General features: G+C 74.2%; 22 protein-coding genes and 1 pseudogene. 8 read left to right on the forward strand and 15 right to left on the reverse strand.

All coding sequences use genetic code 11. The features are described from left to right. Positions 1–151 precede the first annotated feature (151 nt). Both ABTZ58_RS25045 and aspA read left to right on the forward strand, forming a co-directional pair. On the forward strand, positions 152–1,168 hold the full coding sequence (locus tag ABTZ58_RS25045) for an asparaginase (RefSeq protein ID WP_351360758.1): 1,017 nt from the start codon (positions 152–154) through the stop codon (positions 1,166–1,168). 123 nt (positions 1,169–1,291) lie between these two features. Beyond that, positions 1,292–2,713 (forward strand): aspartate ammonia-lyase, encoded by a 1,422-nt coding sequence (gene aspA, locus ABTZ58_RS25050; RefSeq protein WP_351360761.1) that lies wholly within the window; start codon positions 1,292–1,294, stop codon positions 2,711–2,713. A gap of 163 nt (positions 2,714–2,876) precedes the next feature. On the opposite strand, the gene ABTZ58_RS25055 is transcribed toward aspA, so the two are convergent. Next, complete coding sequence (locus ABTZ58_RS25055; RefSeq protein WP_351360764.1) at positions 2,877–4,172, reverse strand: MFS transporter; 1,296 nt, start codon at positions 4,170–4,172, stop codon at positions 2,877–2,879. 319 nt (positions 4,173–4,491) lie between these two features. Here ABTZ58_RS25055 and ABTZ58_RS25060 point away from each other — a divergent pair, with 319 nt between their 5' ends. The 3 genes from ABTZ58_RS25060 to ABTZ58_RS25070 all read left to right on the forward strand — a co-directional run bounded on the left by ABTZ58_RS25060 (position 4,492) and on the right by ABTZ58_RS25070 (position 8,353). Continuing rightward, complete coding sequence (locus tag ABTZ58_RS25060; protein ID WP_351360767.1) at positions 4,492–5,424, forward strand: glutaminase; 933 nt, start codon at positions 4,492–4,494, stop codon at positions 5,422–5,424. A gap of 176 nt (positions 5,425–5,600) precedes the next feature. Next, positions 5,601–6,995, forward strand: a complete 1,395-nt coding sequence (gene mptB, locus ABTZ58_RS25065) for a polyprenol phosphomannose-dependent alpha 1,6 mannosyltransferase MptB (protein WP_351360770.1) — start codon at positions 5,601–5,603, stop codon at positions 6,993–6,995. Next, positions 6,992–8,353: a glycosyltransferase 87 family protein gene (locus ABTZ58_RS25070; protein ID WP_351360773.1), complete on the forward strand. Its 1,362-nt coding sequence runs from the start codon at positions 6,992–6,994 to the stop codon at positions 8,351–8,353. Before mptB ends, ABTZ58_RS25070 begins: the two co-directional genes overlap by 4 nt. 83 nt (positions 8,354–8,436) lie before the next feature. On the opposite strand, the pseudogene ABTZ58_RS25075 reads toward ABTZ58_RS25070, so the two are convergent. The 4 genes and pseudogenes from ABTZ58_RS25075 to ABTZ58_RS25090 all read right to left on the reverse strand — a co-directional run. Continuing rightward, positions 8,437–9,273 (reverse strand): annotated as a pseudogene (locus ABTZ58_RS25075) (D-alanyl-D-alanine carboxypeptidase family protein); the annotation flags it as partial. 86 nt (positions 9,274–9,359) lie between these two features. Further along, positions 9,360–10,502, reverse strand: a complete 1,143-nt coding sequence (gene rho, locus ABTZ58_RS25080; protein WP_351360776.1) for a transcription termination factor Rho — start codon at positions 10,500–10,502, stop codon at positions 9,360–9,362. Positions 10,503–10,756: 254 nt separating this feature from the next. After that, entirely contained in the window at positions 10,757–11,584 is an 828-nt protein-coding gene (locus tag ABTZ58_RS25085) for a class I SAM-dependent methyltransferase (protein ID WP_351360778.1), read from the reverse strand. 224 nt (positions 11,585–11,808) lie between these two features. Next, on the reverse strand, positions 11,809–12,207 hold the full coding sequence (locus ABTZ58_RS25090) for a nuclear transport factor 2 family protein (RefSeq protein ID WP_351360781.1): 399 nt from the start codon (positions 12,205–12,207) through the stop codon (positions 11,809–11,811). 69 nt (positions 12,208–12,276) lie between these two features. Here ABTZ58_RS25090 and ABTZ58_RS25095 point away from each other — a divergent pair, with 69 nt between their 5' ends. Continuing rightward, positions 12,277–12,876: a PadR family transcriptional regulator gene (locus tag ABTZ58_RS25095; protein ID WP_351360784.1), complete on the forward strand. Its 600-nt coding sequence runs from the start codon at positions 12,277–12,279 to the stop codon at positions 12,874–12,876. On the opposite strand, the gene ABTZ58_RS25100 is transcribed toward ABTZ58_RS25095, so the two are convergent. Next, complete coding sequence (locus ABTZ58_RS25100; RefSeq protein ID WP_351360787.1) at positions 12,858–13,478, reverse strand: dihydrofolate reductase family protein; 621 nt, start codon at positions 13,476–13,478, stop codon at positions 12,858–12,860. The genes ABTZ58_RS25095 and ABTZ58_RS25100 overlap by 19 nt on opposite strands. A gap of 79 nt (positions 13,479–13,557) precedes the next feature. Between ABTZ58_RS25100 and ABTZ58_RS25105 the strand changes: the two genes are divergently transcribed. Next, positions 13,558–14,319, forward strand: a complete 762-nt coding sequence (locus ABTZ58_RS25105) for a class I SAM-dependent methyltransferase (RefSeq protein WP_351360790.1) — start codon at positions 13,558–13,560, stop codon at positions 14,317–14,319. Here ABTZ58_RS25105 and ABTZ58_RS25110 read toward each other — a convergent pair. From ABTZ58_RS25110 to ABTZ58_RS25150, 9 genes are all read right to left on the reverse strand, one after another. After that, positions 14,306–15,127, reverse strand: coding sequence for an alpha/beta fold hydrolase (locus ABTZ58_RS25110; protein ID WP_351360793.1), 822 nt, complete (start codon positions 15,125–15,127; stop codon positions 14,306–14,308). The two genes, ABTZ58_RS25105 and ABTZ58_RS25110, sit on opposite strands and share 14 nt — an antisense overlap. Positions 15,128–15,328: 201 nt before the next feature. Continuing rightward, the gene (locus ABTZ58_RS25115) at positions 15,329–15,694 is read right to left on the reverse strand and encodes an alpha/beta fold hydrolase (RefSeq protein WP_351360796.1); all 366 of its coding nucleotides are present in this window, start codon (positions 15,692–15,694) and stop codon (positions 15,329–15,331) included. Between the two features lie 26 nt (positions 15,695–15,720). Beyond that, positions 15,721–16,515: a GntR family transcriptional regulator gene (locus tag ABTZ58_RS25120; protein ID WP_351360799.1), complete on the reverse strand. Its 795-nt coding sequence runs from the start codon at positions 16,513–16,515 to the stop codon at positions 15,721–15,723. 290 nt (positions 16,516–16,805) lie between these two features. Further along, positions 16,806–18,032, reverse strand: coding sequence for a serine hydrolase domain-containing protein (locus ABTZ58_RS25125; protein WP_351360802.1), 1,227 nt, complete (start codon positions 18,030–18,032; stop codon positions 16,806–16,808). 120 nt (positions 18,033–18,152) lie between these two features. Next, complete coding sequence (locus ABTZ58_RS25130; RefSeq protein ID WP_351360805.1) at positions 18,153–19,121, reverse strand: acetylxylan esterase; 969 nt, start codon at positions 19,119–19,121, stop codon at positions 18,153–18,155. A 266-nt stretch (positions 19,122–19,387) separates the two neighbouring features. Further along, complete coding sequence (locus ABTZ58_RS25135) at positions 19,388–19,972, reverse strand: Rv1733c family protein (RefSeq protein WP_351360808.1); 585 nt, start codon at positions 19,970–19,972, stop codon at positions 19,388–19,390. Between the two features lie 828 nt (positions 19,973–20,800). Beyond that, positions 20,801–21,580, reverse strand: a complete 780-nt coding sequence (locus ABTZ58_RS25140; protein WP_351360811.1) for a ferredoxin reductase — start codon at positions 21,578–21,580, stop codon at positions 20,801–20,803. Next, positions 21,573–22,178 (reverse strand): sulfite oxidase-like oxidoreductase, encoded by a 606-nt coding sequence (locus ABTZ58_RS25145; protein ID WP_351360814.1) that lies wholly within the window; start codon positions 22,176–22,178, stop codon positions 21,573–21,575. The genes ABTZ58_RS25140 and ABTZ58_RS25145 overlap by 8 nt, the downstream gene beginning before the upstream one ends. A gap of 98 nt (positions 22,179–22,276) precedes the next feature. Beyond that, entirely contained in the window at positions 22,277–22,411 is a 135-nt protein-coding gene (locus tag ABTZ58_RS25150) for a hypothetical protein (RefSeq protein WP_351360817.1), read from the reverse strand. Positions 22,412–22,686: 275 nt separating this feature from the next. Here ABTZ58_RS25150 and ABTZ58_RS25155 point away from each other — a divergent pair, with 275 nt between their 5' ends. Beyond that, complete coding sequence (locus ABTZ58_RS25155) at positions 22,687–23,499, forward strand: putative protein N(5)-glutamine methyltransferase (RefSeq protein ID WP_351360820.1); 813 nt, start codon at positions 22,687–22,689, stop codon at positions 23,497–23,499. Positions 23,500–23,503: the final 4 nt, after the last annotated feature.

The raw sequence follows: 23,503 nt of genomic DNA on the forward strand, positions 1-23,503 counted from the left end.
GCGGCGCGGGACGCACCACCGTGCTGTGCCTGCCGCTGATCGTCGGGGCCCTGGTCGCCGGATGGTTCGGCATCCGCGGCCGTATCGCACGCAAGTCCACCACCGGAGCCGGCGCGTGACCCACGCGCCGCTCCCAGAGAAGCAGGCAGTGATGCACAGCAGTTCCCTCGCGGCCGCACCCCTGGTCCGTGAACCCGTCCACACCCCTGTCGCCCACCTCATACGCGGCGGAATCGTCGAAGGCATGCACTACGGCTCCGTCGTCGTCCTCGGCGCCGACGGAGACGTCCAGCTCCAGATCGGAGACATCGAGGCCGCCTTCTACCCCCGCTCCGCGATCAAGCCCGTCCAGGCCGTGGCCATGGCCCGGGCCGGGCTCCCGCTCCACGGCGAGCTGCTGTCGCTGACCGCGGCCAGCCACTCCGGCGAGGAACGCCACCTCGCAGGCGCCCGGCGCATCCTCGAACTCGCCGGGCTCACCGAGGAACACCTGCGCAACGTCCCGGACATGCCGTTCGACCCGGTCGTCCGGGACGCCTGGATCCGCGACGGCCGGCCGCCCTCCCGGCTCGCCCAGAACTGCTCCGGCAAGCACGCCGCCATGCTCTACACCTGCGCCCTCAACGGCTGGCCGCTGGAGAACTACCTCGACCCGGCCCACCCGCTCCAGCAGGCCATCGCCGAGATCGTCGAGGACCTGACCGGGCAGCGGATCGCCCGGGTCACCGTCGACGGCTGCGGCGCGCCCCTGTTCGCCATCTCCCTGCACGGCCTGGCCCGCGCGACCGCCCGGATCGTCTCGGCCGCGCCCGGCACGCCCGAGGCACGCGTGGCCGACGCGATGCGCGAGCACGCGGAGATGGCCTCCGGCTCCGGCCGGGACGTCGCCGCGCTGATGCGGGCCGTGCCGGGGCTGTTGTCCAAGGACGGCTTCGAGGGTGTGCAGGTCGCCGCGCTGGCCGACGGGCGGGCCGTTGCGGTGAAGATCGCGGACGGTGCGAACCGGGCGCGGGTGCCGGTGACCGCCGCCGCGCTGGCCCGGGCCGGTGTGGACCCCGGGCTGCTCACCGAGTTCCAGGGCGAGCCGTTGCTGGGCGGTGGCCGGGAGGTCGGGCGGGTGCGGCCCGTTCGCTCGCTGGAGCCGCTTGCCGGTGCGGCCCGGGCCTGAACGCGTGCCGGGTTCTCCCGTCCGGCGGCTGCGGCACCCCTGTGGCTGATCGCGCAGTTCCCCGCGCCCCTGAAGGGGCGCACACCCACCCTCACTTCCCTCAGAAAGAGGACCCTCACCCTCATGACCGCCGCCACCCGCTCCGAGCACGACCTGCTCGGTGACCGTGACGTTCCCGCCGACGCCTACTGGGGTGTGCACACCCTGCGGGCCACGGAGAACTTCCCCATCACGGGGACGCCGATCTCCGCCTACCCGCACCTCATCGGCGCCCTGGCCGCCGTCAAGGAGGCCGCGGCCCTCGCCAACGAGGAACTCGGTCTGCTGGACCCGGAGAAGGCCGCCGCCATCGTCGCCGCCTGCCGGGAGATCCGCGCCGGCCGGCTGCACGACCAGTTCGTCGTCGACGTCGTCCAGGGCGGGGCGGGCACCTCGACCAACATGAACGCCAACGAGGTCGTCGCCAACCGGGCGCTGGAACTGCTCGGCCACGCCAAGGGCGAGTACCGGTACCTGCACCCCAACGAGGACGTCAACCTCGGTCAGTCCACCAACGACGTCTACCCGACCGCGGTCAAGATCGCGACGGTGTTCGCGGTGCGCGGGCTGCTCGACGCGATGTCGGTGCTGCAGGACGCGTTCGCCCACAAGGCCGTCGAGTTCCGTGACGTGCTCAAGATGGGCCGTACGCAGTTGCAGGACGCGGTGCCGATGACGCTCGGTCAGGAGTTCTCCGCGTACGCCGTCATGCTGGACGAGGACCGGTCCCGGCTCGCCGAGGCCGTCGAGCTGGTCCATGAGATCAACCTCGGCGCCACCGCCATCGGCACCGGCCTCAACGCCCCCGCAGGATACGCCGAGTCGGCCCGGCGCCACCTGTCCGAGATCACCGGCCTGCCGCTGGTGACCGCGGCCAACCTGGTCGAGGCGACCCAGGACTGCGGTGCGTTCGTGCAGATGTCGGGCGTGCTCAAGCGCATCGCGGTCAAGCTGTCCAAGAGCTGCAACGACCTGCGGCTGCTGTCCTCCGGTCCGCGTGCCGGTCTCGGCGAGATCAACCTGCCGCCCGTACAGGCCGGTTCCTCGATCATGCCGGGCAAGGTGAACCCGGTGATCCCCGAGGTGGTGAACCAGGTCGCCTTCGAGGTGATCGGCAACGACGTCACCATCACCATGGCCGCGGAGGCCGGGCAGCTCCAGCTCAACGCCTTCGAGCCGATCATCCTGCACTCCCTGTCCGAGTCGATCACCCACCTCCGGGCGGCGTGCCTGACGCTCGCCGAGCGCTGCGTGTGGGGCATCACCGCCAACACCGAGGCGCTGCGCGCCACGGTCGAGAACTCCATCGGCCTCGTCACCGCCCTCAACCCGCACATCGGCTACTCGGCCGCCACCGACATCGCCAAGGAAGCCCTCGCCACGGGCCGGGGCGTGGCCGAACTCGTCCTGGAAAAGGGCCTGTTGCCCGCCGATACCCTCGCGGCCCTGCTGCGTCCGGAGGTTCTGGCGGGCAGCGGGCCGGAGGAGCGTCCGGCCGCGGTCTGAACGGAGCCGTTCGGAACACCGTGATCGGTGGCTCGGTGGTCCTGTCGGCGTGGCCGGTCGCCGCGTCCGGTGGGGCGGGCGGATGCCGGCCACCGGCGTCACCCGCCCGCCCCGGCGTCGGCCACCGGCGTCACCCGCCGACCCCGGCACCGGCCCCTGGTGATCAACCGCCTGTCGCGTCCGGCCCCGGCCGGGCCGGCAGCGTCCGTCCCAGGCGGGCGAGCGGGGACAACGCCAGCAGCGCCGGGGACAGCAACAGGCCGGTGGCCGTGAGAAAGAGGCCGGTGCGCAGGCCCCACCGCTCCGCGAGCAGGCCCCCGAGCAGGGAGCCGAGCGGGGCCGTGCCCATGCCGGCGAACGTGATCGTCGCCGCCACGCGGCCCTGCATCCCGTCGGGCGTGACGGCCTGGCGCACGGACATGGTGGTGACGTTCACCAGCTGCCCGCAGGCCCCGAACAGGAAGTTGACCGCCACGAGCGCGGGGACCGTCACTGCGGCGGGGCCGTGCAGCGCGGGCACCCACAGCATCACGGCGTCGCCGAGTGCCGCCGCGGACACGAGCACCATGCCGTGACCGAACCGGCCCGGCAGCCGGGCGGCGAACAGCGAGCCGAGGAGCGCGCCCGGTCCCGTCGCGGCGAGCGCCAGCCCCACGGCGGCGCCCGACAGGTGCAGTTCCCGCGGCAGGAAGAGCAGATAGACGGTCATCATGGCCGCGAAGGAGAACTGGAAGGCGGCGGAGGCGAGACCCACCGCCCGCAGCGCGGGGTCGCGGGCGACGAAGCGGACGCCCGCCATGATCCGCCGCCGGATCCGAGGGGGACGTCCCCGGGACTCCGGGACCGGTTCCCGGCGGCGGATCCGCCGGATCGACAGGAACGACAGCACGAAGAACAGTGCGCCGGAGGCCGCCGCGACCGGTGCCGACAGCAGGGACACCAGTGCCCCGCCCAGAGCGGGGCCGCCGATCTGGGCCGCGGACCGGCTGCCCTCCAGCGCGCTGTTGCCCCGCAGCAGCTGATCGCGCCTCACCAGCCGTACCAGCGACGTCTGGTACGCCACGTCGAAGAACACGGACAGGGCCCCGACGACGAACGCGACCACGAGCAGGGCCGGCAGCCCGAGCGCGCCGAGGAGGCCGGCCAGGACGGTCGCGCCCAGCGCCACGGCCCGGCCGGCGTCCGCCAGCACCATCACCGTGCGGGTCCGCCACCGGTCCACCCAGGCGCCGACGAAGAGGGAGAGCAGCAGGATGGGCGCCTGCCCCACCGCGCGCAGGGCGCCCAGCCGGCCGGCGTCGGTGTGGAGCGTCAGCACCGCGATCAGGGGCAGCACCACCAGGCAGGCGTGCTCGCCCAGCTGGGAGGCGGTCTGACCGGTCCAGAGCCTGCGGAAGTCGGCGTCCCGCCACAGGCCGGGGCGGACCGACCGGCGCCGGAGGCGTCGTGGGGTGCGCACGGGCGGGACGGATCGTTCGCAGCGGAGACATCAAAGGGCACGGGGATTCCAGGGGTGCGAGGACGAGACCGGCACCCGGCGCGCGACAGGGCGCGCCGACGGTGACGGACGGGAAGCAGGGCTCGCCGTGCCACGGATCAAGGCGGCACGCGATGACAGGCCGGAGACGGCCACGACGTCAACGCGCGCTCTGACGACCGACCATGCTCAGCTCCTCCGGGATCACTCGCTGCCCGCACGGTAGCCCCCCCGGCGCTCCGGCGCGACAACGCGATAACTCGACAAGGACCCGTGCGCGCGGGGACCGGCCGGAGGGACAATGGTGATCATGACGCCGTCGACCACCTTCCAGCCGGTCCTGGAGCGCATCGCCGGGGAGATCGAGCGGACCCCCGGCCGCGGCCGGGCCGCTGACTACATCCCGGCGCTAGCGGCCTGCGACCCGCGCAGCTTCGGCATGGCCGTCGCCGAACCCGACGGCACCGTGTACGGGGTGGGGGACTGGCGGCAGCCGTTCTCGGCGCAGTCCATCACCAAGGTCTTCACCCTCGCCCTGGACCTCTCCCGGGAGGGCGACGCCCTGTGGGAGCACGTGGGCCGCGAGCCCTCCGGCAACCCGTTCAACTCCCTCATCCAGCTGGAGTACGAGAACGGCATCCCGCGCAACCCGTTCATCAACGCCGGCGCGCTCGTCGTCACCGACCGGCTGCACACCCGGACCGGCGACGCGTCCGGGGAACTGCTGGGCTTCCTGCGCGCGGAGAGCGGCAACCCGGAGCTGACGTTCGACAAGGAGGTCGCCGCCTCCGAGTCCGCCCACGGCGACCGCAACGCCGCGCTCGGCCACTTCATGGCGTCGTACGGCAACATCGACAACCCGGTGCCGGTCCTGCTCGAACAGTACTTCCGCCAGTGCTCCGTCACGGCGTCCTGCGCCGACCTCGCCCTCGCCACGACCTTCCTGGCCCGGCACGGCATCCGTGCCGACGGCACCCGTCTGCTCACCCGCAGCCAGGCCAAGCAGATCAACGCGATCATGCTGACCTGCGGCACGTACGACGCGGCCGGCGACTTCGCCTACCGCGTGGGCCTGCCGGGCAAGAGCGGTGTGGGCGGCGGCATCATCGCGGTCGTCCCGGGCCGCTGCACCCTCTGCGTGTGGAGCCCGGGCCTGGACGAGCGGGGCAACTCGGTGGCGGGCGTGGCGGCACTGGACAGGTTCACGACGCTGACGGGCCTGTCGGTGTTCTGACGCGGGGGCCCGAGGGACGTGCCTCCCATACCGGAAGACCCTTCATCGCCGGACCCCCCTCGGTTCTGATCACCGGCCGGTCACACTCACCGGCCGGTCACACTCCGGCCGCGCCCCGGAGGGCACCGCGTCAACTTCCAGCCACACCGCGTTGCCACGCTGCCCGAGTGTTGGCCATGGCTTTCCCCGTCGATCTCCGCCGCTGCCGGATACTCGGTCTGGCCGGAACCGCCTGCCTCGCCCTGGGCGGTGAGACGGCCGGGGCCCTGCCCGTACGGGACCTCCTCCACCCGGCCTCCGCGCACGCCGCCCTCGGACTGGTCGGCGCGTACTTCGGTGTCGTGCTGCTGATCGCGGCCTGGGCACTGCTCGGCCGGCTGGTCCGCGGTCCCCGACCTCCCGCTCCGCGCGCCCTGCTGCTGGTCCTCGCCGCCTGGGCGGCCCCTCTGCTGCTGGCCCCGCCGCTGTTCAGCCGGGACGTCTACAGCTACCTCGCCCAGGGAGCCATGGTCGAGGCGCACCTGGACGTGTACGCGCACGGACCGTCCCGGCTCGGCGGCCCGCTCGCCGACGAGGTCGCCCCGCTCTGGCGGCACACCGGCGCCCCGTACGGACCGGTGTTCCTCGCCGTGGCCGCGGCCCTGTCCGGTCTGACCCGCGGCGACCTGCCCGCCGGACTCGTCGGGATGCGGCTGGTCGCGCTCGCCGGGGTGGCCCTGATGGCGGCCGCACTGCCCCGCCTCGCCCGGCACAGCGGAGCCGACCCGTCCGCCGCGCTGTGGCTGGGCGCCCTCAACCCGCTCGTCCTGCTGCACCTGGTCGCCGGCGCCCACAACGACGCCGTCATGCTGGGCCTGCTGGGTGTCGGGCTGGTCGCCGCGCTCGGCCGGTGGCCGGTTCTCGGTGCCGTTCTCGTGACGCTCGCCGCGCTGGTCAAGGCGCCCGCCGTGCTCGGCCTGGCCGCCGTCGTCGTCCTGCAGGTGCGCGCGGGGCGCAGTGCCGTGAAGGCCCTCACGGCCACCGCCGTCGCCGCGGCGGGGACGACCGTCGCCGTCACGGCCGTCGCCGGCACCGGATACGGCTGGATCGCCGCCCTCGACACCCCGGCGTCACCGCAGAACTGGGCCCTGACCACCCTGCTCGGCCGGGCCACCCGAGCCGTCCTGGAGCACCTCGGCAGTGATCTCGCGCCCCTGGCGATCCCCGTCTGGCACACCCTCGGCATCGTGGCCGCCGTGGCCGCGATCGCGGTGATCTGGCTCCGGCTGCGGCCGCGGCCGGTGTACGCGCTGGGCCTGAGCCTGGTGGCGGTGGCCGCGCTCGGCCCGGCGATCCGCCCCTGGTACGCCCTGTGGGGCCTGTTCCTCATCGCCGCCGCCGCGCCCAGCGGCTCCGTACGCCACCGCACGGCCGCCGTGACCGGCGTGCTCGCGCTGTGCGTCCTGCCCAGCGGCGGTCCGGCGGACACGGGACAGCTGCTGCTGGCCGTCTCCGGAGGGGCTCTCGCGGTCGTCGTGCTGTGGCAGGCCCGCCAGGCCCAGCTCGCCCCGGCGCTGGGACGCGCCGCGTGAGCGCGTCCCAGCCGGGCACCGACCGCGGCCGGCTGCTGCTGGTGGTCGCCCTCGCCACGGCGGTCACGGTCTTCACCGCGACCGTGCCCCTGCTGCGCGACTGGTTCGATCTGCGCGTCTACTACGGGAGCGTGGACACCTGGGTCCACCACGGCGGCCGGATCTACGACTACCGCGTGCCGGGGACGATGTACGGCTTCACCTACCCGCCGTTCGCCGCGGTCGCCATGCTGCCGATGTCGCTGCTGGACCTGCCTACCGCGATCGCCGCCGCGCTGCTGCTCAACCTGGCGGCCCTCGCCCTGGTCCTGCGCCTGCTGGCGGGCCCGGCGTGGCGTCGGTTCGGCTGGTTCGGCTGGGCGCTGATCGCCTGCCTGCTCGCGCTGTTCGAACCGCTGCGCGACACCTTCAGCTTCGGCCAGGTGAACGTCCTGCTGCTGGCCCTCGTCCTCATCGACGCGGCGCTGCTGGCGACCGGACGCGACCGGCTCGCGGGCGCCGGCATCGGGCTCGCCGCGGCGATCAAGCTCACGCCGGCGCTGTTCATCGGGCTGCTGCTGGTGGCCCGGCGGTGGCGCGCCGCCGCGATCGCCACGGCCGTCGCCCTCGCCGCCACGGCCCTGGCCGCCCTGGTGGACCCGGACGCCTCGCGCTTCTACTGGACCGAAGGGCTGTGGGACACCGACCGGGTGGGGCGGCCGGCCTACGTCTCGAACCAGTCCGTGCAGGGCATCCTCGCCCGGCTCGGCGCACCGGACCGGGCGGTGTGGGCGGCGGCCGTCCTGCTGGTCCTGGGCGTGTGGGCCGTGCGGGCCCGCCGGGCCGCCGCGGCGGACGACTGGACGGCCGCGTTCGCCCTGACCGGCCTCGCCGCCTGCCTCGTCAGCCCGATCACCTGGGTGCACCACCTCGTCTGGCTGTTGCCGTCCTTCGCCGTACTGCTCCGGGCCGGACACGTCCGCGTCGCGGGCGCCCTGTACGCGGTGCTGTGCACCAGCGTCGTCTGGCTGTGGTTCGACGACGCGTCCGGCGTCGACGGGTTCCTCGGCGGCAACCTCTACGCGTGGATCACCCTCGGTCTGCTGCTGTGGCTGCCGGCCGGTCAGCCCCGCCCCGGCCTGCGCACCGGGAGCCGCAGCACCAGCACCACGACCGAGGCGCCCACCCCGGCCGCTCCGGCGATCAGTCCCGCCTCCGTCCAGACGGACCCCGGTTCCCTCGGCACGGTCGCCGCGGCCGCGGGCACGGCCGTCACCTCCGTGCGCGCGGGCGGGCGCGGCACCGCGAGCGAACCCACCGGCTCGACCCTCGCGGCCGAGCCGAAGCCCCAGTCGAGCAGCGACCGGGCCTCCTCGTAGACGGCGGACCCGCCGCCTGCCTGAGGGTTCATCACCGTCACGACGAGGGTGCGGCCGTCCCGCCGCGCCGCCGCGACGAGCGTGCTGCCGGCCTTGCTGGTGTAGCCGTTCTTGATGCCGATCAGCCCCGGGTACGGTTTCACCCCATGGGCGCCGCTCAGCAGCCGGTTGGTGTTGCGGATCGGGTACGACCAGCGGTCGCCGCCGGGGAAGCGCGCCTCGACCGTGGCGCAGTACCGCGCGAAGTCCGGGTTGCGCAGTCCCACCGCGCCGAACACGGCCAGGTCGAACGCCGACGACACCTGGCCCGGGGCGTCGTAGCCGTCCGGCGACACCACGCGCGTGTCGAAGGCGCCGAGGGAGCGTGCCTTGGCCTGCATCCGCTCGGCGGTGGCCCGCCAGCCGCCGTTGAGCTCGGCCAGGACGTGCACGGCGTCGTTGCCGGAGTTGAGGAAGACACCGCGCCACAGGTCGGCGACCCGGTACGTCCGCCCCTCGGCGACGCCGACCAGGCTGCTGCCCGACCCGATGCCGCGCAGCTCCTGCGCGCGGACCGTGTGCCGGATGCCGGCCGGCAGGGACGGCAGCACCGTGAGGGCGAACAGTGTCTTCAGCGTGCTGGCCGGCGGGAGTCTGCGGTGCGCGTTGCGGGCGGCGAGCACCTCGCCGGTGCGGGCGTCGGCCACCAGCCAGGACAGGGCGGAGACCTTGGGCAGGCGGGGCGTTCCGGCGCGCGGGCGCACGTGCAGACCGGGCCGGTGCAGCAGCGAGGGGTGCGGGGCCGCCGCCCGCGGCCCGGCCGGCGCGGTGGGCTCCGCGCCGCCGGGGTCGGCCGCGGCGGCGGGCATCACGACGAGGAGCCCCGCCACACAGAGCGCGCCGGCCGTCACGGCCACCCGGGAAGAGAATCCGATGATCATACGATCAACGTAGAAACGGCCGGCCCGCGCACGGCGGCGACGGGGCCGAAGCCCGCCCGCGAGCACCCGGATGCCGCACCGGTTCGTCAGTCCGACGGCAGTGTCGGCTGGACGCGTCGCAGGAACGTCGCGTTGTCCGGGGTTTCGCGCAGGCGGTCCAGGAGGGTCTCAAGGGCGCCCTGTCCGTCGCGGTTCTGCAGTACTCGGCGCAGGCCGTGCAGGGCCGTCAACTCAGGTTCGGGCAGGAGGAGTTCCTCGCGGCGGGTGCCGGAGGGGGTGATGTCGACGGCCGGGAAGACCCGGCGGGAGGCCGGTTCGCGGCTCAGGCGGAGTTCCATGTTGCCGGTGCTCTTCAGCTCCTCGAAGTAGTAGTCGTCGGCCCGGGAGCCGGTCTCCACCAGGGCGGTCGCGAGGATCGTGAGGGTGCCGCCCTCCTCGGCGGTGCGAGCGGCGCCGAAGAACCGCTTGGGTCCGGTCAGCGCCGACGCGTCGACGCCGCCGGTGAGGATGCGGCCACCGGATCCGGCCGCGTTGTTGTGCGCCCGGCACAGCCGGGTCAGCGAGTCGAGGAGGAGGACGACGTCCTCGCCGGCCTCGACGCGCCGCTTGGCCCGCTCGATGACGAGCTCGGCCAGGGCGATGTGCTGCCGGGCGCTGCGGTCGAAGGTGGAGGCGTACACCTCGCCGCGCACGGAGCGCCGCATGTCGGTGACCTCCTCGGGCCGCTCGTCGAGCAGCAGCACCATCAGCCGGCACTCGGGATGGTTGCCGGCGACGGCCGCCGCGAGCTGCTGGAGGAGGACGGTCTTGCCGGTCTTGGGCGGAGCCACGAGGAGCCCGCGCTGCCCCTTGCCGACCGGTGCGATCAGGTCGACGACCCGTCCGGCCGTTCCCGCCGCGGGGTGTTCGAGACGCAGCCGTTCGTGCGGGTGCAGCGGTGTCAGATCCCGGAAGTGGCGGCGCCCGCCCAGCGCGGCGGGGCAAACACCGTCGACCCGTTCGACCTCGGTCAGACCGCCCCGGTCGCCGCGCACGCCCTCGACGAGGTCGCCCTTGCGCAGGCCGTGCCGGCGGATCAGCGCGGGGGAGACGGCGGGATCGGCGGGTGTGGGCAGGAGGCCGTCGCCGCGCAGGTGCCCCTTCCCGTTCGTGTCGATGTCGAGGACGCCGACAGTGGTCCGGAGCGCGGTCCGCTGCCCGGCAGGCGGGTTTTCGAGTGTGGTGGTCATGGGGGTGTGTCCTTTCCGAGGACGGAGTGGCATGAGACATGCGAAGGGGAGGGAGAGAGCCGCGAGGGGGCGGCCTTGGGGCACGCCTGGGTGCGGCGGGGAACAGCACCTCGAATACGACGGAACACGTCGTGGTGCCGGGAAACGAAGAGGTGTTACGAGGGAGAACTGGCACCGGCGCCCACAAGAGGGGCAAGCACACGTGCTGTTTCGCACGCTACCACGCCGGGGGCGCGAGGAGAACGGAATACGGCTCAGCGCGTGGCCAGCAGCCCGTACAGCAGTGGGATCCGCGGCTCGGGGAGCCGCCACCAGCCGGAGTCCGTGCGGACCATGTGCGGCCAGCGCGGCCAGGGAAGTTCGTCGCCTTCGCGCAGGCGGCGCACGGTGAGCCCCGCATCCGTCAACGCGTTGACGAGCTCGCCCATTCCGTGCATCCACTCGTAGCTGTCCGTGGCGCCCGCGACGGCGGGGCCGTCCGTGTACGTGTGGGTCGCGTCGCGGTGCACGGGGCCGCCGCCGCCCAGGTAGTCGTGGCGCAGCAGCAGTTCGGGGCCCTCCCCGGGGGCGGGTTTCGGGCCGAGGGAGTTGAGCAGGGGGTGGAACTCGACGACGTACAGCCGGCCGCCCGGCCGCAGGAGCCGGCCGACGATCTCCGCCCAGCGGTCCAGGTCGGGCAGGTAGCACAGGGCGCCCTTGCCGGTGTACACGACGTCGAACCGCCGTCCGTCCAGAGCCTCGACGGCGTCGTACACGTTGGCCCGGACGTACGTCACGTCCGCCCCGGCCCGTGCCGCGATGCCGGTCGCGGCGGCCACGGACCGCGCGGAGAAGTCGAGCCCGACGGCCCGGGCCCCGCGCCGGGCGAAGGCGATCGTCTCCGTGCCGAGATGGCACTGCAGATGGAGCACGTCACGGCCGGCCAGCTCGCCGAGGTCCTCCCACTCGAAGGGGGCGAACCAGCGCTCGGGGTCGAGGTCCTGGTCGAGGCCGTAGAACCGGCTGGCGAGGTGGACGGGTGTGCGGGCGTCCCAGTTGGCCTGGTTGGCCCGCATCAGCCTGTCGTGCTCGGCGGACGTCATGAGGACATCCAACCGCGAACGGGCCCGGGGCGGCGGAGGAACGCGGGAAACGGGCCGGGAAGCAGCCCACACGCCGCGGACGCCGGAGCGGCCCCGCGAGCCGTCTCCCACGCGCCGAACGCGACAGGGGCCGAGCCGTCCGTCACGCGCCGAACGCGACAGGGGCCCCTCCGGAGCCGTTCGTCGGGCGCCGGAACGCGGCAAGGGGCCCCTGGAGCGCCCTGTCACACCGCGCGGGCCCTGGCCTCCTCCGCGATCTGCTCGAACCGCTCTCCCATGGCCGCCGCGAGCGCCTGGGCCGCCGACAGGGGGCGCACCATGACCGTGAACTCGTCGATGAGCCCGTCGTCGTCGACGTGGATGAAGTCACAGCCGTTGATCTGCCGGTCGCCCACCCGCGCGGTGAACACCAGGGCGTGGTCACGGCCCCCCACGTCGTTGATCTCACGCACGTAGCGGAAGTCCTCGAAGACACCGGAGACGGCGCGCAGGATCGCCCCCGTGATCGCCTTGCCGGTGTACGGCTTGAACACCACCGGGCTGGTGAAGACGACGTCCGGCGCCAGCAGCGCCTCGGCGGCGTCCATGTCGAGCGCCTCGACCGCCTCACGGAAAGCCTGCATCGCAACCGCCTTGGTCAACTAGTTGAGTAGGTGCGAAGTAGATTAATCAACGGTTGATACGATGTCCACATGTCTCTCAAGTACGCCGTCCTGGCCGCCCTGCTGGAGGGCGAGGCGTCGGGCTACGAGCTGTCGAAGGTGTTCGACGTGTCGCTCGCCAACTTCTGGGCGGCGACGCCCCAGCAGCTCTACCGGGAGCTGGAGCGCCTGGCCGGGGAGGGCCTGATCGAGGCCCGTGTCGTCCGGCAGGAGCGGCGGCCCGACAAGCGCATGTTCACGCTGACCGAGGCGGGCCGCCGGGACCTGGACACGTTCGCCGCCACACCGCCCCGGCGGCCCACCGCGATCCGCGACGAACTGCTCATCAAGATCCAGGCGATGGACGGCGCCGACCCCGCCTCCACCCGGGCCCTGGTCGAGGAGCGCGAGGCGTGGGCCCGCGGCAAGCTGGCCCGCTACCGGCGCGTCCGCGAGCGCCTCCTGGCCGGCCGTGGCGAGGAGGAGTACCTGAGGGAGGCCGACCGCGTCGGCCCGTACCTCACCCTGCTGGCGGGCATCGCCCTGGAGGAGGACAACCTCCGCTGGTGCGCGCGCGTGCGGACGGTGCTCGACCAGCGCGCTCCCCGGGACGAGCGGCAGCGCCCCCCGGCTCAGGGCAGCACGCGATAGGTCAGGTGCGTGACCAGGCTCGCGGACCGGGACCGCACCTGTTCCAGGTCCAGCGGCGGCACGCCGTCGAACAGCCGTGTGCCGGCGCCGAGCGTGCACGGCACGAGGTGCAGCCGCAACTCGTCGATCAAACCCGCGGCGAGGAACTGGTTGACGGTCGTCGCGCCGCCCAGCACGGTGACGCCGCCGTCGCCGGCCGCCTCGCGGGCCCGGGTCAGTGCCGCCGTGACGCCGTCGGTGACGAAGTGGTACGTGGTGCCGCCGTCCATCGGCCGTGGTGCGCGCGCGTGATGCGTGAGCACGAACACCGGCGCGTGGAACGGCGGATCGTCCCCCCACCAGCCGTTCCACGGCCGGTCCCAGGCGCCGCGCACCGGGCCGAACATGTTGCGGCCCATGACGAACGCCCCGGCGGTGTTCAGCAGCTCGATCTCGGCCCGGTTCTCCTCGGGCGTGTCGAACATCCAGGCGTGCAGCCTGGCGCCCGTGCCGTCCCCGCCGTCGTCGCCGAAGGGGCGTTCCTCGCTCTGGTGGAGTCCCGCCGCGTACCCGTCCGCCGAGATCGTGATGTCGCAGCTCACCAGGCCCGTGCGTGCGGTCATCGCCCACTCCTTCCTGCGGTTGCCCGTGGCGCCCGCGCAGTGCTCCGCGACGACTCGGGGCAGCCCTTAGGCTGAGCCGATGTTCAGCCCTGAAGGTCCCAGTGTGCGCGAGCTCGCCGTCCAGGCCCTGTCGTCCGTCGAACGCGGCTACGACCTCCTCGCGCCGAAGTTCGACCACACCCCCTTCCGGACCCCCGACGCGGTGCTCGACGCCGTCGAGTCGGCACTGCGGCCGATGGGGCCCTTCGGCACCGGGCTCGACCTGTGCTGCGGCACCGGCGCCGGGACCGCCGTGCTGACGCGGCTGTGCCGGGAGCACGTCGTCGGGGCCGACTTCAGCGCGGGCATGCTCGACGTCGCGCGGGAGCGGATCCGGCCCGGCGGGCCGCGGCTCTCCTGGGTCCGGGCCGACGCCCGGGTGCTGCCGTTCGGACCCGCCTTCGACCTGGTGGTCAGCTTCGGGGCCTTCGGCCACTTCCTGCCCCGCGAACTGCCCGGGCTGTTCACGCAGGTGCGTGCCGTGCTGCGGCCGGGCGGCCGGTTCGCCTTCCCGCTGGTCGCCCCGCCCCGCCCGGGCACCCGCGCCTACTGGACGCTGCTCGGCTTCGACACGGTGATGCGGGTGCGCAACGCGCTGTGGCGGCCGCCGTTCGTCATGTACTACCGAGCGTTCCGGCTCGGCGACGTACGGCGGGGGCTCGCCCGGGCCGGTTTCCGGGTGGAGCTGCATGCCCTGCCGGAGTTCGGGCGGCGACGCGACGGCAGCCCGCGGGTGCGTCTCGTCGTGGCCCGGACTCCGGACGCGACGGCCGGGCCGGCCAGGCCGGTCAGCCGCGGATGAAGGCGAGCAGATCGCTGTTGAACGCCTCCTCGAAGTCGCCCACCAGGCCGTGCGGGGCACCCTCGTAGACCTTCAGCGTCGCGTCCTTCACCAACTGCGCGGTCCGCTTCGCGGAGGCGGCGATCGGCACGATCTGGTCGTCGTCACCGTGCGCGACCAGCGTCGGTACGTCGATCCGCGACAGATCCTCGGTGAAGTCGGTCTCCGAGAACTGGGCGACGCAGTCGTAGGCGCCCTTCAGGCCGGCCTGCATGCTCCACATCCAGAACGCCCGCCGCATGCCCTCCGACACCGCCGCGCCGGGCCGGTTGAACCCGTAGAAGCTCTCGCTCAGCTCCCAGTAGAACTGCGAGCGGTCCGCCTCCACGGCCGCGCGGATGCCGTCGAAGGCGTCCTTCGGCGTGCCGTCCGGGTTGTCGTCGGTGCGCAGCATCAGCGGCGGCACCGCGCCCAGCAGCACGGCCTTGGCGACCCGGGCGGTGCCGTGCCGCCCGATGTACCGGGCCACCTCGCCGCCGCCGGTCGAATGGCCCACCAGCACCGCGTCGCCGAGGTCCAGCGACTCGATCAGCTCGGCCAGGTCGTCGGCGTACCGGTCCATGTGGTTGCCCTGCCACGGCTGGCCCGAGCGGCCGTGCCCGCGGCGGTCGTGGGCGATCGCGCGGAACCCGTGCTCGGCGACCAGGCGCGCCTGCCGGTCCCACGCGTCCGCGTTGAGCGGCCAGCCGTGGCTGAACACCACGGGCCGGCCCTCGCCCCAGTCCTTGTAGTAGATCTCGGTTCCGTCGGACGTGGTGAACCTGCTCATGGGGAGTCCTCTCCGGGATGGTGGCGCGAGATCAGACGAAACGCCGTACGAACGCCGGGGCGGTGTCCGCGACCTCCTGCCAGCCGGTCGATGGTCAGGGCGAGGCCCGTGTCCTTCATCACGATGATCTCCGTGATCCCGGGATCGCGCCGCCGGCGCCGGCGGCGGACGCGCCGTAGAGCTCCCGTGCCTCCTCCTCGCTCACCGCGTTGGCGAAGGGGTACCGGAGTCGCAGGTGAGCGGCACGGCGAGGTCGCGGTCGGCCGGGTTGGTGAGCACCGGGGCCGCCGCGCGCAGCGGCGACACCGGCAGCCGCAGCACGCCCCGGAACGGCGCGGGGCCGATGACCACCGACACCGCGGACAGGCCCCGCCCGGCGAGAATCCGTGTGAGCATTCCGCCGAACGAGTGACCGATGATCGCCGGCCTGCGCTTCAGGGCGCCGATCAGGCCGGCCGGATGGTCCGCCTTCCGCCCGACCGTCTTGCCGGCGAAGACCTCGGGGTGCCGGTCGGCCTCCTCGATGGTGCCGAGGTCGTCGGGCCAGGACAGCGAGAGGGGCTTCACCGGCCCCGGCCACTTCACCCGCCGCTTCAGGGCCGCGTACGGCGTGACGCCCCGGCGGCTGCGGGCCGCGCCGCCCGGCCCGGCAGGGTGAACTCGTAGACCAGCGCGTCCTGCTGGGCGTCCACGACGAGGTCGGTGATCTCCAGCGGGCGCGCGTACTGGTCGTGCACCCGCCGGGTGACCCGCACCGACGGCGTGCTCGGGAGCGGCGTGATGGCGTCGCGGTGGTGCAGGGTCAGACCGGCCCGGCGCATCCAGTCGTAGGCCCGGCGCAGCTGCGCGGCGGCGTTGCCGTCGGCCCGGTCGCGGTAGCGGGCCAGCTCCTCCACCTCCGCGAGGGCCACGGCGGAGAAGGACGTCACGGCGGTCCGCAGGCCGCGCCCGTCGGCGGTCGCGTGCCGGTAGCGGTGGATCAGGGTGGGGCGGCCGGGGGCCAGTCCCAGTGCCTCGGCGTGCTCCGGCGGGGGAGGCTCCCAGGTGACGGTGGCACGGGCGACGGTGCCCGGCGTCGCGGTCCCGGCGCCGACCGGGAAGGTGAGCGCCGCCGGGGTCCGGGTCGGCGCGCCGGACAGCGTGGCGTGGCTGCCGCGCCGGTCGGTGGCGACGAGGCCCTCGCGGCGCAACAGCTCCAGCGCCTGCCGTACGGTCTCCCGGCTGACCCCGAAGTGCCCGGCCAACCGCCGTTCGCCGGGCAGCCGTTCACCGGGCGGGATCGTGCCGTCGCGCAGCTCGCCGAGCAGTTCCGTCGCGATCCGCCGGTACAGGGGCTCTCCGGGCTCTCCTTCGGTCGCCGGGTGGTCGGGCGGGGTGGTGCGGGCCATGCCGCGCCTCCTGTTGGTGACGTGCGGTAGCCGTGCGGGCTCGGTGCGCCACCAGATCTAGCATTGGTCTAAACCAGTAGGGAAGGGCGGCCGGGCGGTTCGGCCGAAACCGGCTGCCGCAGGGCCGGTCCGTCGTGCCGGGCCACCGCGCCGGTCGGCCGCCCCTGCGCGCCCGGAGGGTGGAGTGGCCGGCGTGTGGTGCGGTGCCGTGCCGCGGCCGGGACCGGCCGGAGGGGAGCGGTCCTCGCGGTGCGCCGCCCCGCCCCGGAACGGCGAGGCGCGCCCGGTCCCTACAGCGCGCTGTACAGCGCCCCGACCAGCGCCATCTTGCGTGGGTCGTCGGCGATGTGCGGTCCCATCCGGTTCATGACGTACCCCAGGGACACCTCCGCCTCCGGGTCGGCGAGCCCGCAGGAGCCGCCGAAGCCGTCGTGTCCGAAAGCGCGCGGGTTCGGGCCGTAGGAGCCGTTGCGGCCGCTCAGCCAGAGCCCGAGTCCCACCTCCGTCTCGGCCGGGAACCCGGCGCCGAGGACCAGGTCCCGGCAGCTGCCCTGCCCCTCGCGCACCCGCTCGGCCGCCTCCGGGGAGAGCACACGGTGGCCCCCGTACGAGCCGCGCCCGGCGAAGACGCCGTACAGCTCGGCGACCGCCCGCGCGGTGCCGTGCCCGTTCGCCGCGGGGATCTCGGCGGCCCGCCAGCCGGGCGTGTTGGCCGCGGCGGCGGCGACCGGCGGGTTGGTCAGCGCGGCGATCGCCGCCGGGGCCAACTGGGCGAAGACGGCGGCCTGCGCGCTGCTCTGGGCGACCGGCGGCTGGACCAGCTCCGCCACCCGGCCCGCGTCCCGCTCCGGCAGGCCGATACGGAAGTCGATGCCGAGCGGCCGGGTCACCTCCCGTTCCAGGAACGCCCCCGGGCGCAGCCCCGACACCCGCCGCACGACCTCACCGACCAGATGGCCGTAGGTCAGCGCGTGATAGCCGGACCGGGTGCCCGGCTCCCACCACGGCTCCGTCGCCGCGAGCCGCTGCGTCGTCAGCTCCCAGTCGCAGAGCTGCTCCAGCGAGTGCGGCTCCCTGAGTCCGGCCAGACCGGCCCGGTGGGACAGCAGGTGCCGTACCAGGACCTTCTCCTTGCCCGCCGCTGCGAACTCGGGCCAGTACACGGCCACCGGCGCGTCCAGGTCGAGCAGTCCCCGGTCGGCCAGGAGGTGCGCGCAGAGCGCCACCGGGCCCTTGGTCGTGGACCACACGTTGACCAGCGTGTCCCGCTCCCACGGCCGGCTGCGCGCCCCGTCGGCCCAGCCGCCCCACAGATCGACCACGATCCTGCCGCCGACGGTGACGGCCACCGCGGCACCGAGTTCGCCCCGCTCCCGGAAGTTCTCCTCGAAGGCCTCGCGCACCGCCGTGAAACGCGGGTCGCAGTGACCGTGCACCCGCACCCCGTCGGCGCGTTCCCGGTCGCCGGGTGCCGCGTCACCGCCTGCCGCCTGCTCGGACGCCTCGTTCTCGGACATGGGTCCCACCCCTTCGCCGGTCGTGTCCAGGCCCGGGCCGCGGCGACGCGCGGCCCGGGCGGGAAGAACGTACCGACCGGTCGGACCAAAGGGGAAGGCCGTCGGCGGGGAACGGCCGGATCAGACGCGCGAGCGCATCCAGCGCAGCTGGGCCGCCTCCTGGAAGGGGCCGCCGCCCTCGTGGTCGTTGAAGTCGTACACCTCGATCGCCTTGTCCTCGTGGCTCCACGCGTTGAACGCCGCGAAGACGGTCGACGGCGGGCAGGTCTGGTCCTCCAGGGCGGCGGAGAAGAGGGCGGGAGCCCGGCCGCGGGCGGCGAAGTGGACGCCGTCGAAGTAGGAGAGCGTGCGCAGGGCCTCCTGGGTCCGACCGCGGTGCGTCTTGAGGTAGAGGCCGATCTCCCGGTACGGGTGCCGGTCCGTGAGGGTCGCCGCGCGCGGGAAGTCGCACAGGAACGGCACGTCCGGTGCGATGCCCGCCAGGTCCGGCACCAGGCCGCCGACCGCTATGGTGATGCCTCCGCCCTGGCTGGCGCCCACCGCCACCGTGCGCGCGGCGTCCGTCAGCGGATGCGAACGGGCCGCCTCGATCGCGCGCACGGCGTCGGTGTAGACGCGGCGGTAGTAGTAGTTCTCCGGAGCGTCGATGCCGCGGGTCATGAAACCGGGGTAGGCGGGTGCGCCGCCCACCGGGTCCGCCGTGCCGCCGCCCGCGCCCCAGGCGCTGCCCTGGCCGCGGGTGTCCATCACGAAGTGCGCCCGGCCCGTGGACGCCCACAGCAGATGCTCGTGCGGCAGTCCGCGCCCGCCGCCGTAGCCGATGAACTCCACGACCAGCGGCAACGGGCCGTCCGCTCCGGCCGGGAGGGTCAGCCAGCCCTTGACCGGATGCCCGCCGAAGCCGGCGAACGTCACGTCGAGCACCCGCACCGTGGACAGGCCCGTGTCGACCGGTTCGAAGCGGGCGTCCAGATCGTGCTCGCGCGCCTCCTGGAGCGTCTTGGACCAGAACGCGTCGAAGTCCTCCGGCTCGCTGGACGCGCTGCGGTACTCGCGGAGTTCGTCGAGAGGAAGGTCGAACAGGGCCATGCAGGACCGCCTTTGATGAGGAACCGGTGCGGAGACAGCGCGGATCACCCTACGGCGGTGGTCGGAGGACTGACCAGGTGTTCGCCGGACGCGCCCGGTGCGGGAGTGACCACCCTGGCGGTGCTCCCGCAGGTCGGATGCGTGTCTGCGGGGGCGAGTGCGGCCGTGACGGGTGGAGTCCCGGACACGGGTGGTCGGGTCACCGAACGGTCGGCGCCGCCGCGCCGAGCCGTCGGGTGTCGCCTCATGGGTCGCCTCGCGTCGCGTCAGGCGCGGCGATGCGTCCATTCCGGTTCCGTGCGGGCCCACGCCCGTTCCCATTCGGCCAGCCGGCGGCTCAGGGCGACCCGGCGCACCACGCCGTGCGCGAGCAGCACGAGCAGCACCGCACCACCCGCGGCACACGTGCCCATGGCCAGGGTGTGCTGCCGGACGGCACTGCCGTCGACCGGCGGCGGCACGTTCCGGCCGTGTGCGTCGAACCAGACCTCCACGACGTCGCCCTGCCGGGTGCCCGCGGGAACCCGGGCGGTCGCGGTGCGGGTGCCCTGGCCCGGTTCCGGCCAGCGCACGGTCGTCCGGTAGGCGCGTTCCCCGCCGGACTGCACCGACGGCAGCGAGCGGCTCCGCTCGCCGGTCACCTCGGCCCGCACGGCATGCCGCTCGGCGCGCTGCTGCAGGGAGACGGCCCGTGCCTCGCCATGGGCCCACCGGGCGGCCGCCGCTCCCACCAGGGGCGCGCCCGCGAGGATCAGGACGGCGGCCACCAGCACCGTCCACGCCTCGACGACGTCCGACCGGCGCCGCAGCGGACTGCGCCGCCAGCGCCAGCCGCACACCCGGGTTCGCATGCCGACCTCCTCGCCGTCACCGGAGGACGGCCCGGCCGTGTTGGGGACGCCTGTGCCGCTCGCCCCCACCGGGCCGGGCCCTCCCCGCGCCTGCCCCCACGGATCCGGTACTCCTCCACCGTCCGACTTCCGCCCCCCGGCACGTCCCTTGCGGGGGCGCGGGGCTGCGCGGCTGAGCCCGGTGGGGCGCGCCGCGGGGCGAACCGGGCCGTCGGTCCGCTCCCCGGGCACCGGTGCCGGCACGGAGGAGGAGGGGCGGCGCGCCGCGTCGCGTGCCACGACCCACCGGCTGGGTGCCCGACCGCCCCACGGCGAAACACCGGTGCCGCCCGGCGGGAACACCGGGCCAGTACGGGGGCCGAGCCGACCCGTGCGGGGTGCAAGCCTCGGCTCAAACGGGGGTGCAAGCCTTGGCTCATACGGGGGTGAAAGCCTTGGCCGATGCGGGGTGAAGCCCGGCTCGCGTGGGTGGGTTCCGGGTCCGTCCGCGGTGAGGTCCTGGCCCGTCGGGGGTGAAACTGCGGGCCCGCTCGGCGACCTGGCCTGCCTACGGCGACCCGGCTCGTCCACGGCGACTCCCGTCGCCCACGGCGACCGACCCTGTCCCGGCCACGGTGCCCCGGCTGTATGGCGCGATCACCCCGACCCGCCCGAAGCGACCCGGCCGCCCGAGGCCCCCCACCCCGTACGGCGCGAACACTCCGCCCCACCCGAAACGACCCCGGCCGCCCCACCCCGTACGGGCGCGCACACCCCCGGCTCGCCCCGGCCAAGTCACCGGGCCCAGCCCCCGCAAGGCAACCGCACGCGCGACGGTGCCGCGGGGCGTCAGCCGAAGCGCTCGATCCTGATGCGGTCCACGGGCTGACCCGCTGTCACCAGCAGTCGTGAGGCGTGCTCGGCGAAGGAGTTGGAGCCACACACATAGGCCTCCCACCCACCGGGAGGCGGCGAGGCCAGGAGCGGCGCCACATGTGCGGCCGTCATACGTCCCACCGGCACACCCTCCGGCGCGCTGCGGGTGAACACGGGTGTCGTCTCGGCGCCCAACTCCCGGGCGTAGACGAGCTCCTCGGGGCTGCGCGCGGACACCAGCATGCGCAGCGGCACGGTCAGGTTCCGTGCCCGATGATGCCGGACCATCGACATCAGCGGCACGACGCCGGAGCCGGCGCCGAGCAGCAGCGCGGGCCGGTCGCCCGGCCAGGCGAAGAAGCCGCTCACCGGACCCCGCACCTCGACCCGGTCGCCGACCCGGGCGACGGTGTGGAACCAGCCCGACACCTCGCCGCCCTCGATGTGGTCCAGGGTCAGCTCGACGTGCCCGGAGTCGTCCGGGGCGGACGCGATCGAGTAGTGGCGCTGCGCCACGTAGCCGTCCTCGGCGGTCAGTCGCACCATCAGGTGCTGCCCGGGCAGATGACCGGGCCAGCCGGGCACGGCGAACCGGAACGTGGCGGCGCGCGGCGTCTCCCGGCGGACTTCGGTGAGCGTGGCGGTCCGCCACACGGAGGCGGCCTGCTCGCTCACGGCGATACGCCCGGGGACCGCGAACCGCGTGGGCGGCACAAAGGCCGGCCCGAAGGCCGGCTCGAAGGTCTCAGTCACCGGCGTACCTCTGCTCCTCCCACGGGTTGCCCCGCTCGTGGTAGCCGTTCTGCTCCCAGAAGCCCGGCTCGTCGTGGTCGAGGATCCGCAGGCCCGCGATCCACTTGGCGCTCTTCCAGAAGTACAGGTGCGGCACCAGCAGCCGCGCCGGGCCGCCGTGCTCCGGGGCGAGCGGCCGCCCGTCGTACTCCCAGGCGATCCAGGCGCGCCCGCCGGTCAGGTCGGCGAGCGGGAGGCTCGTGGTGTAGCCGGTGTGCGCGTAGGCCACGGCATGGGTCGCCGACTCCTGGGGGCGGACCACATCCAGGAAGGCGTCCAGGGACACGCCCGAGAACCGCACCCCGAACTTCGACCAGCTCGTCACGCAGTGGATGGCGCCCTGGTACGCCGACGACGGCAGCCGGTGCGCCTCCTCCCAGCCCCAGGTGCGGGGCGCGTCGACCAGCCCGTCGATGCGGAAGGTCCAGTCGGCCGGCGCAAGGTCCGGGGTGACCTCGGCGGACAGGACGGGCCAGTCGTCGCGGGCGTCGTACTGTCCGGGCGGCAGGGCGGGGCCGGCGCCGCGCGGGCGCCCGGTGAAGCCTCGGGTGATGTGCATCGGGTCGAGCCTCCGGGCCGGCCGGCGGTGCCCCGTCGGGTCCGGCGTCATCATCAGTGATTGCGTATTCAACCGTACGTGCGGCGCGTCGGTGCGTCCTAGTCCCGCGGCCCGGGGCCGGATCCCGCGTCGTACCGCACGAGGTAGCCGGCGAACCGGGACAGATCGGTGGACCTGTCCAGGGCGTGGTGGGCGGCCAGGTCGGTGTCCCGGCGCCCGCCGATCTCCCGCACGGTGCCCCCCCCTCACGGCCTCACGGCGCTGCTGTCTGCGCCTCCCATGGTCGCACGACGGTTGTACCCCTCAACCACCTGACCGCGTACCGGGCGGCCGGCCCGTCGGGTAGGGTTCCGTCCGGCTGCGGACGGACCCAGCCGTCGAGGAACCGGGGAGGTGAGACCCATTACCGCTGTGTCAGCTCGGGTGCTCCCCCCTCGACGTGGCGCGGATCGCCGGCCGTAGGCGACCGCCGGAGCGCCCTTCGGTTCCCAAAAGGCTCTGGGCTTCCATGCCGTCTGTTCCCGCTGTCCCGCCCTCCCCACCCTCACCGCCGTCGTCCCGTGACGCCCTGGTCGCCGCCCTGCGCGCGGCGGGCTGCGTCTTCGCCGAGGACGAGGCCGACCTGATCCTCGCCACCGCCCGCACCCCGGCCGGGGCCGCCGCCATGGCCGAACGCCGCGCCGCCGGGCTGCCCCTCGAACACGTCGTCGGCTGGGCCGAGTTCCGCGGGCTGCGCATCGGCGTCGCCCCGGGCGTCTTCGTGCCGCGCCGCCGCACCGAGTTCCTGGTGGAGCGGGCCCTGGCCCAGGCGCCCGGCGCGCGGGTCGTCGTGGACCTGTGCTGCGGCTCGGGCGCCGTGGGCGCCGCCCTGGCCGCCGGGCTCGGCCCCGTCGAACTGCACGCCGCCGACATCGACCCGGCCGCCGTGCGCTGCGCCCGCGGCAACGTCGCCGCCGCCGGCGGTCGCGTCCACCGGGGCGACCTGTTCGAGGCGCTGCCCGGCGAGCTGCGCGGCCGCGTCGACATCCTCGCGGCCAACGTGCCCTACGTCCCGAGCGACGAGATCGGGCTGCTGCCGCAGGAGGCCCGCGACCACGAGCCGCTGGTCGCCCTCGACGGCGGCACGGACGGTCTCGACGTCCTGCGCAGAGTCGCGGCCGAGGCGCCCCGCTGGCTCGCCCCGGGGGGTTGCGTCCTGGTGGAGACGAGCCGGCACCAGGCGCCGGACGCGGTCGCCGCGTTCGAGCGTGGGGGACTGGCGGCCCACCTGGCCGTCTCGGAGGAGCTGTACGCCCACGTGGTGCTCGGCGTCCGGCCGTAGCGCT

The sequence above is a fragment of the Streptomyces sp. NPDC094143 genome, assembly GCF_040303825.1.
Lineage (GTDB): Bacteria > Actinomycetota > Actinomycetes > Streptomycetales > Streptomycetaceae > Streptomyces.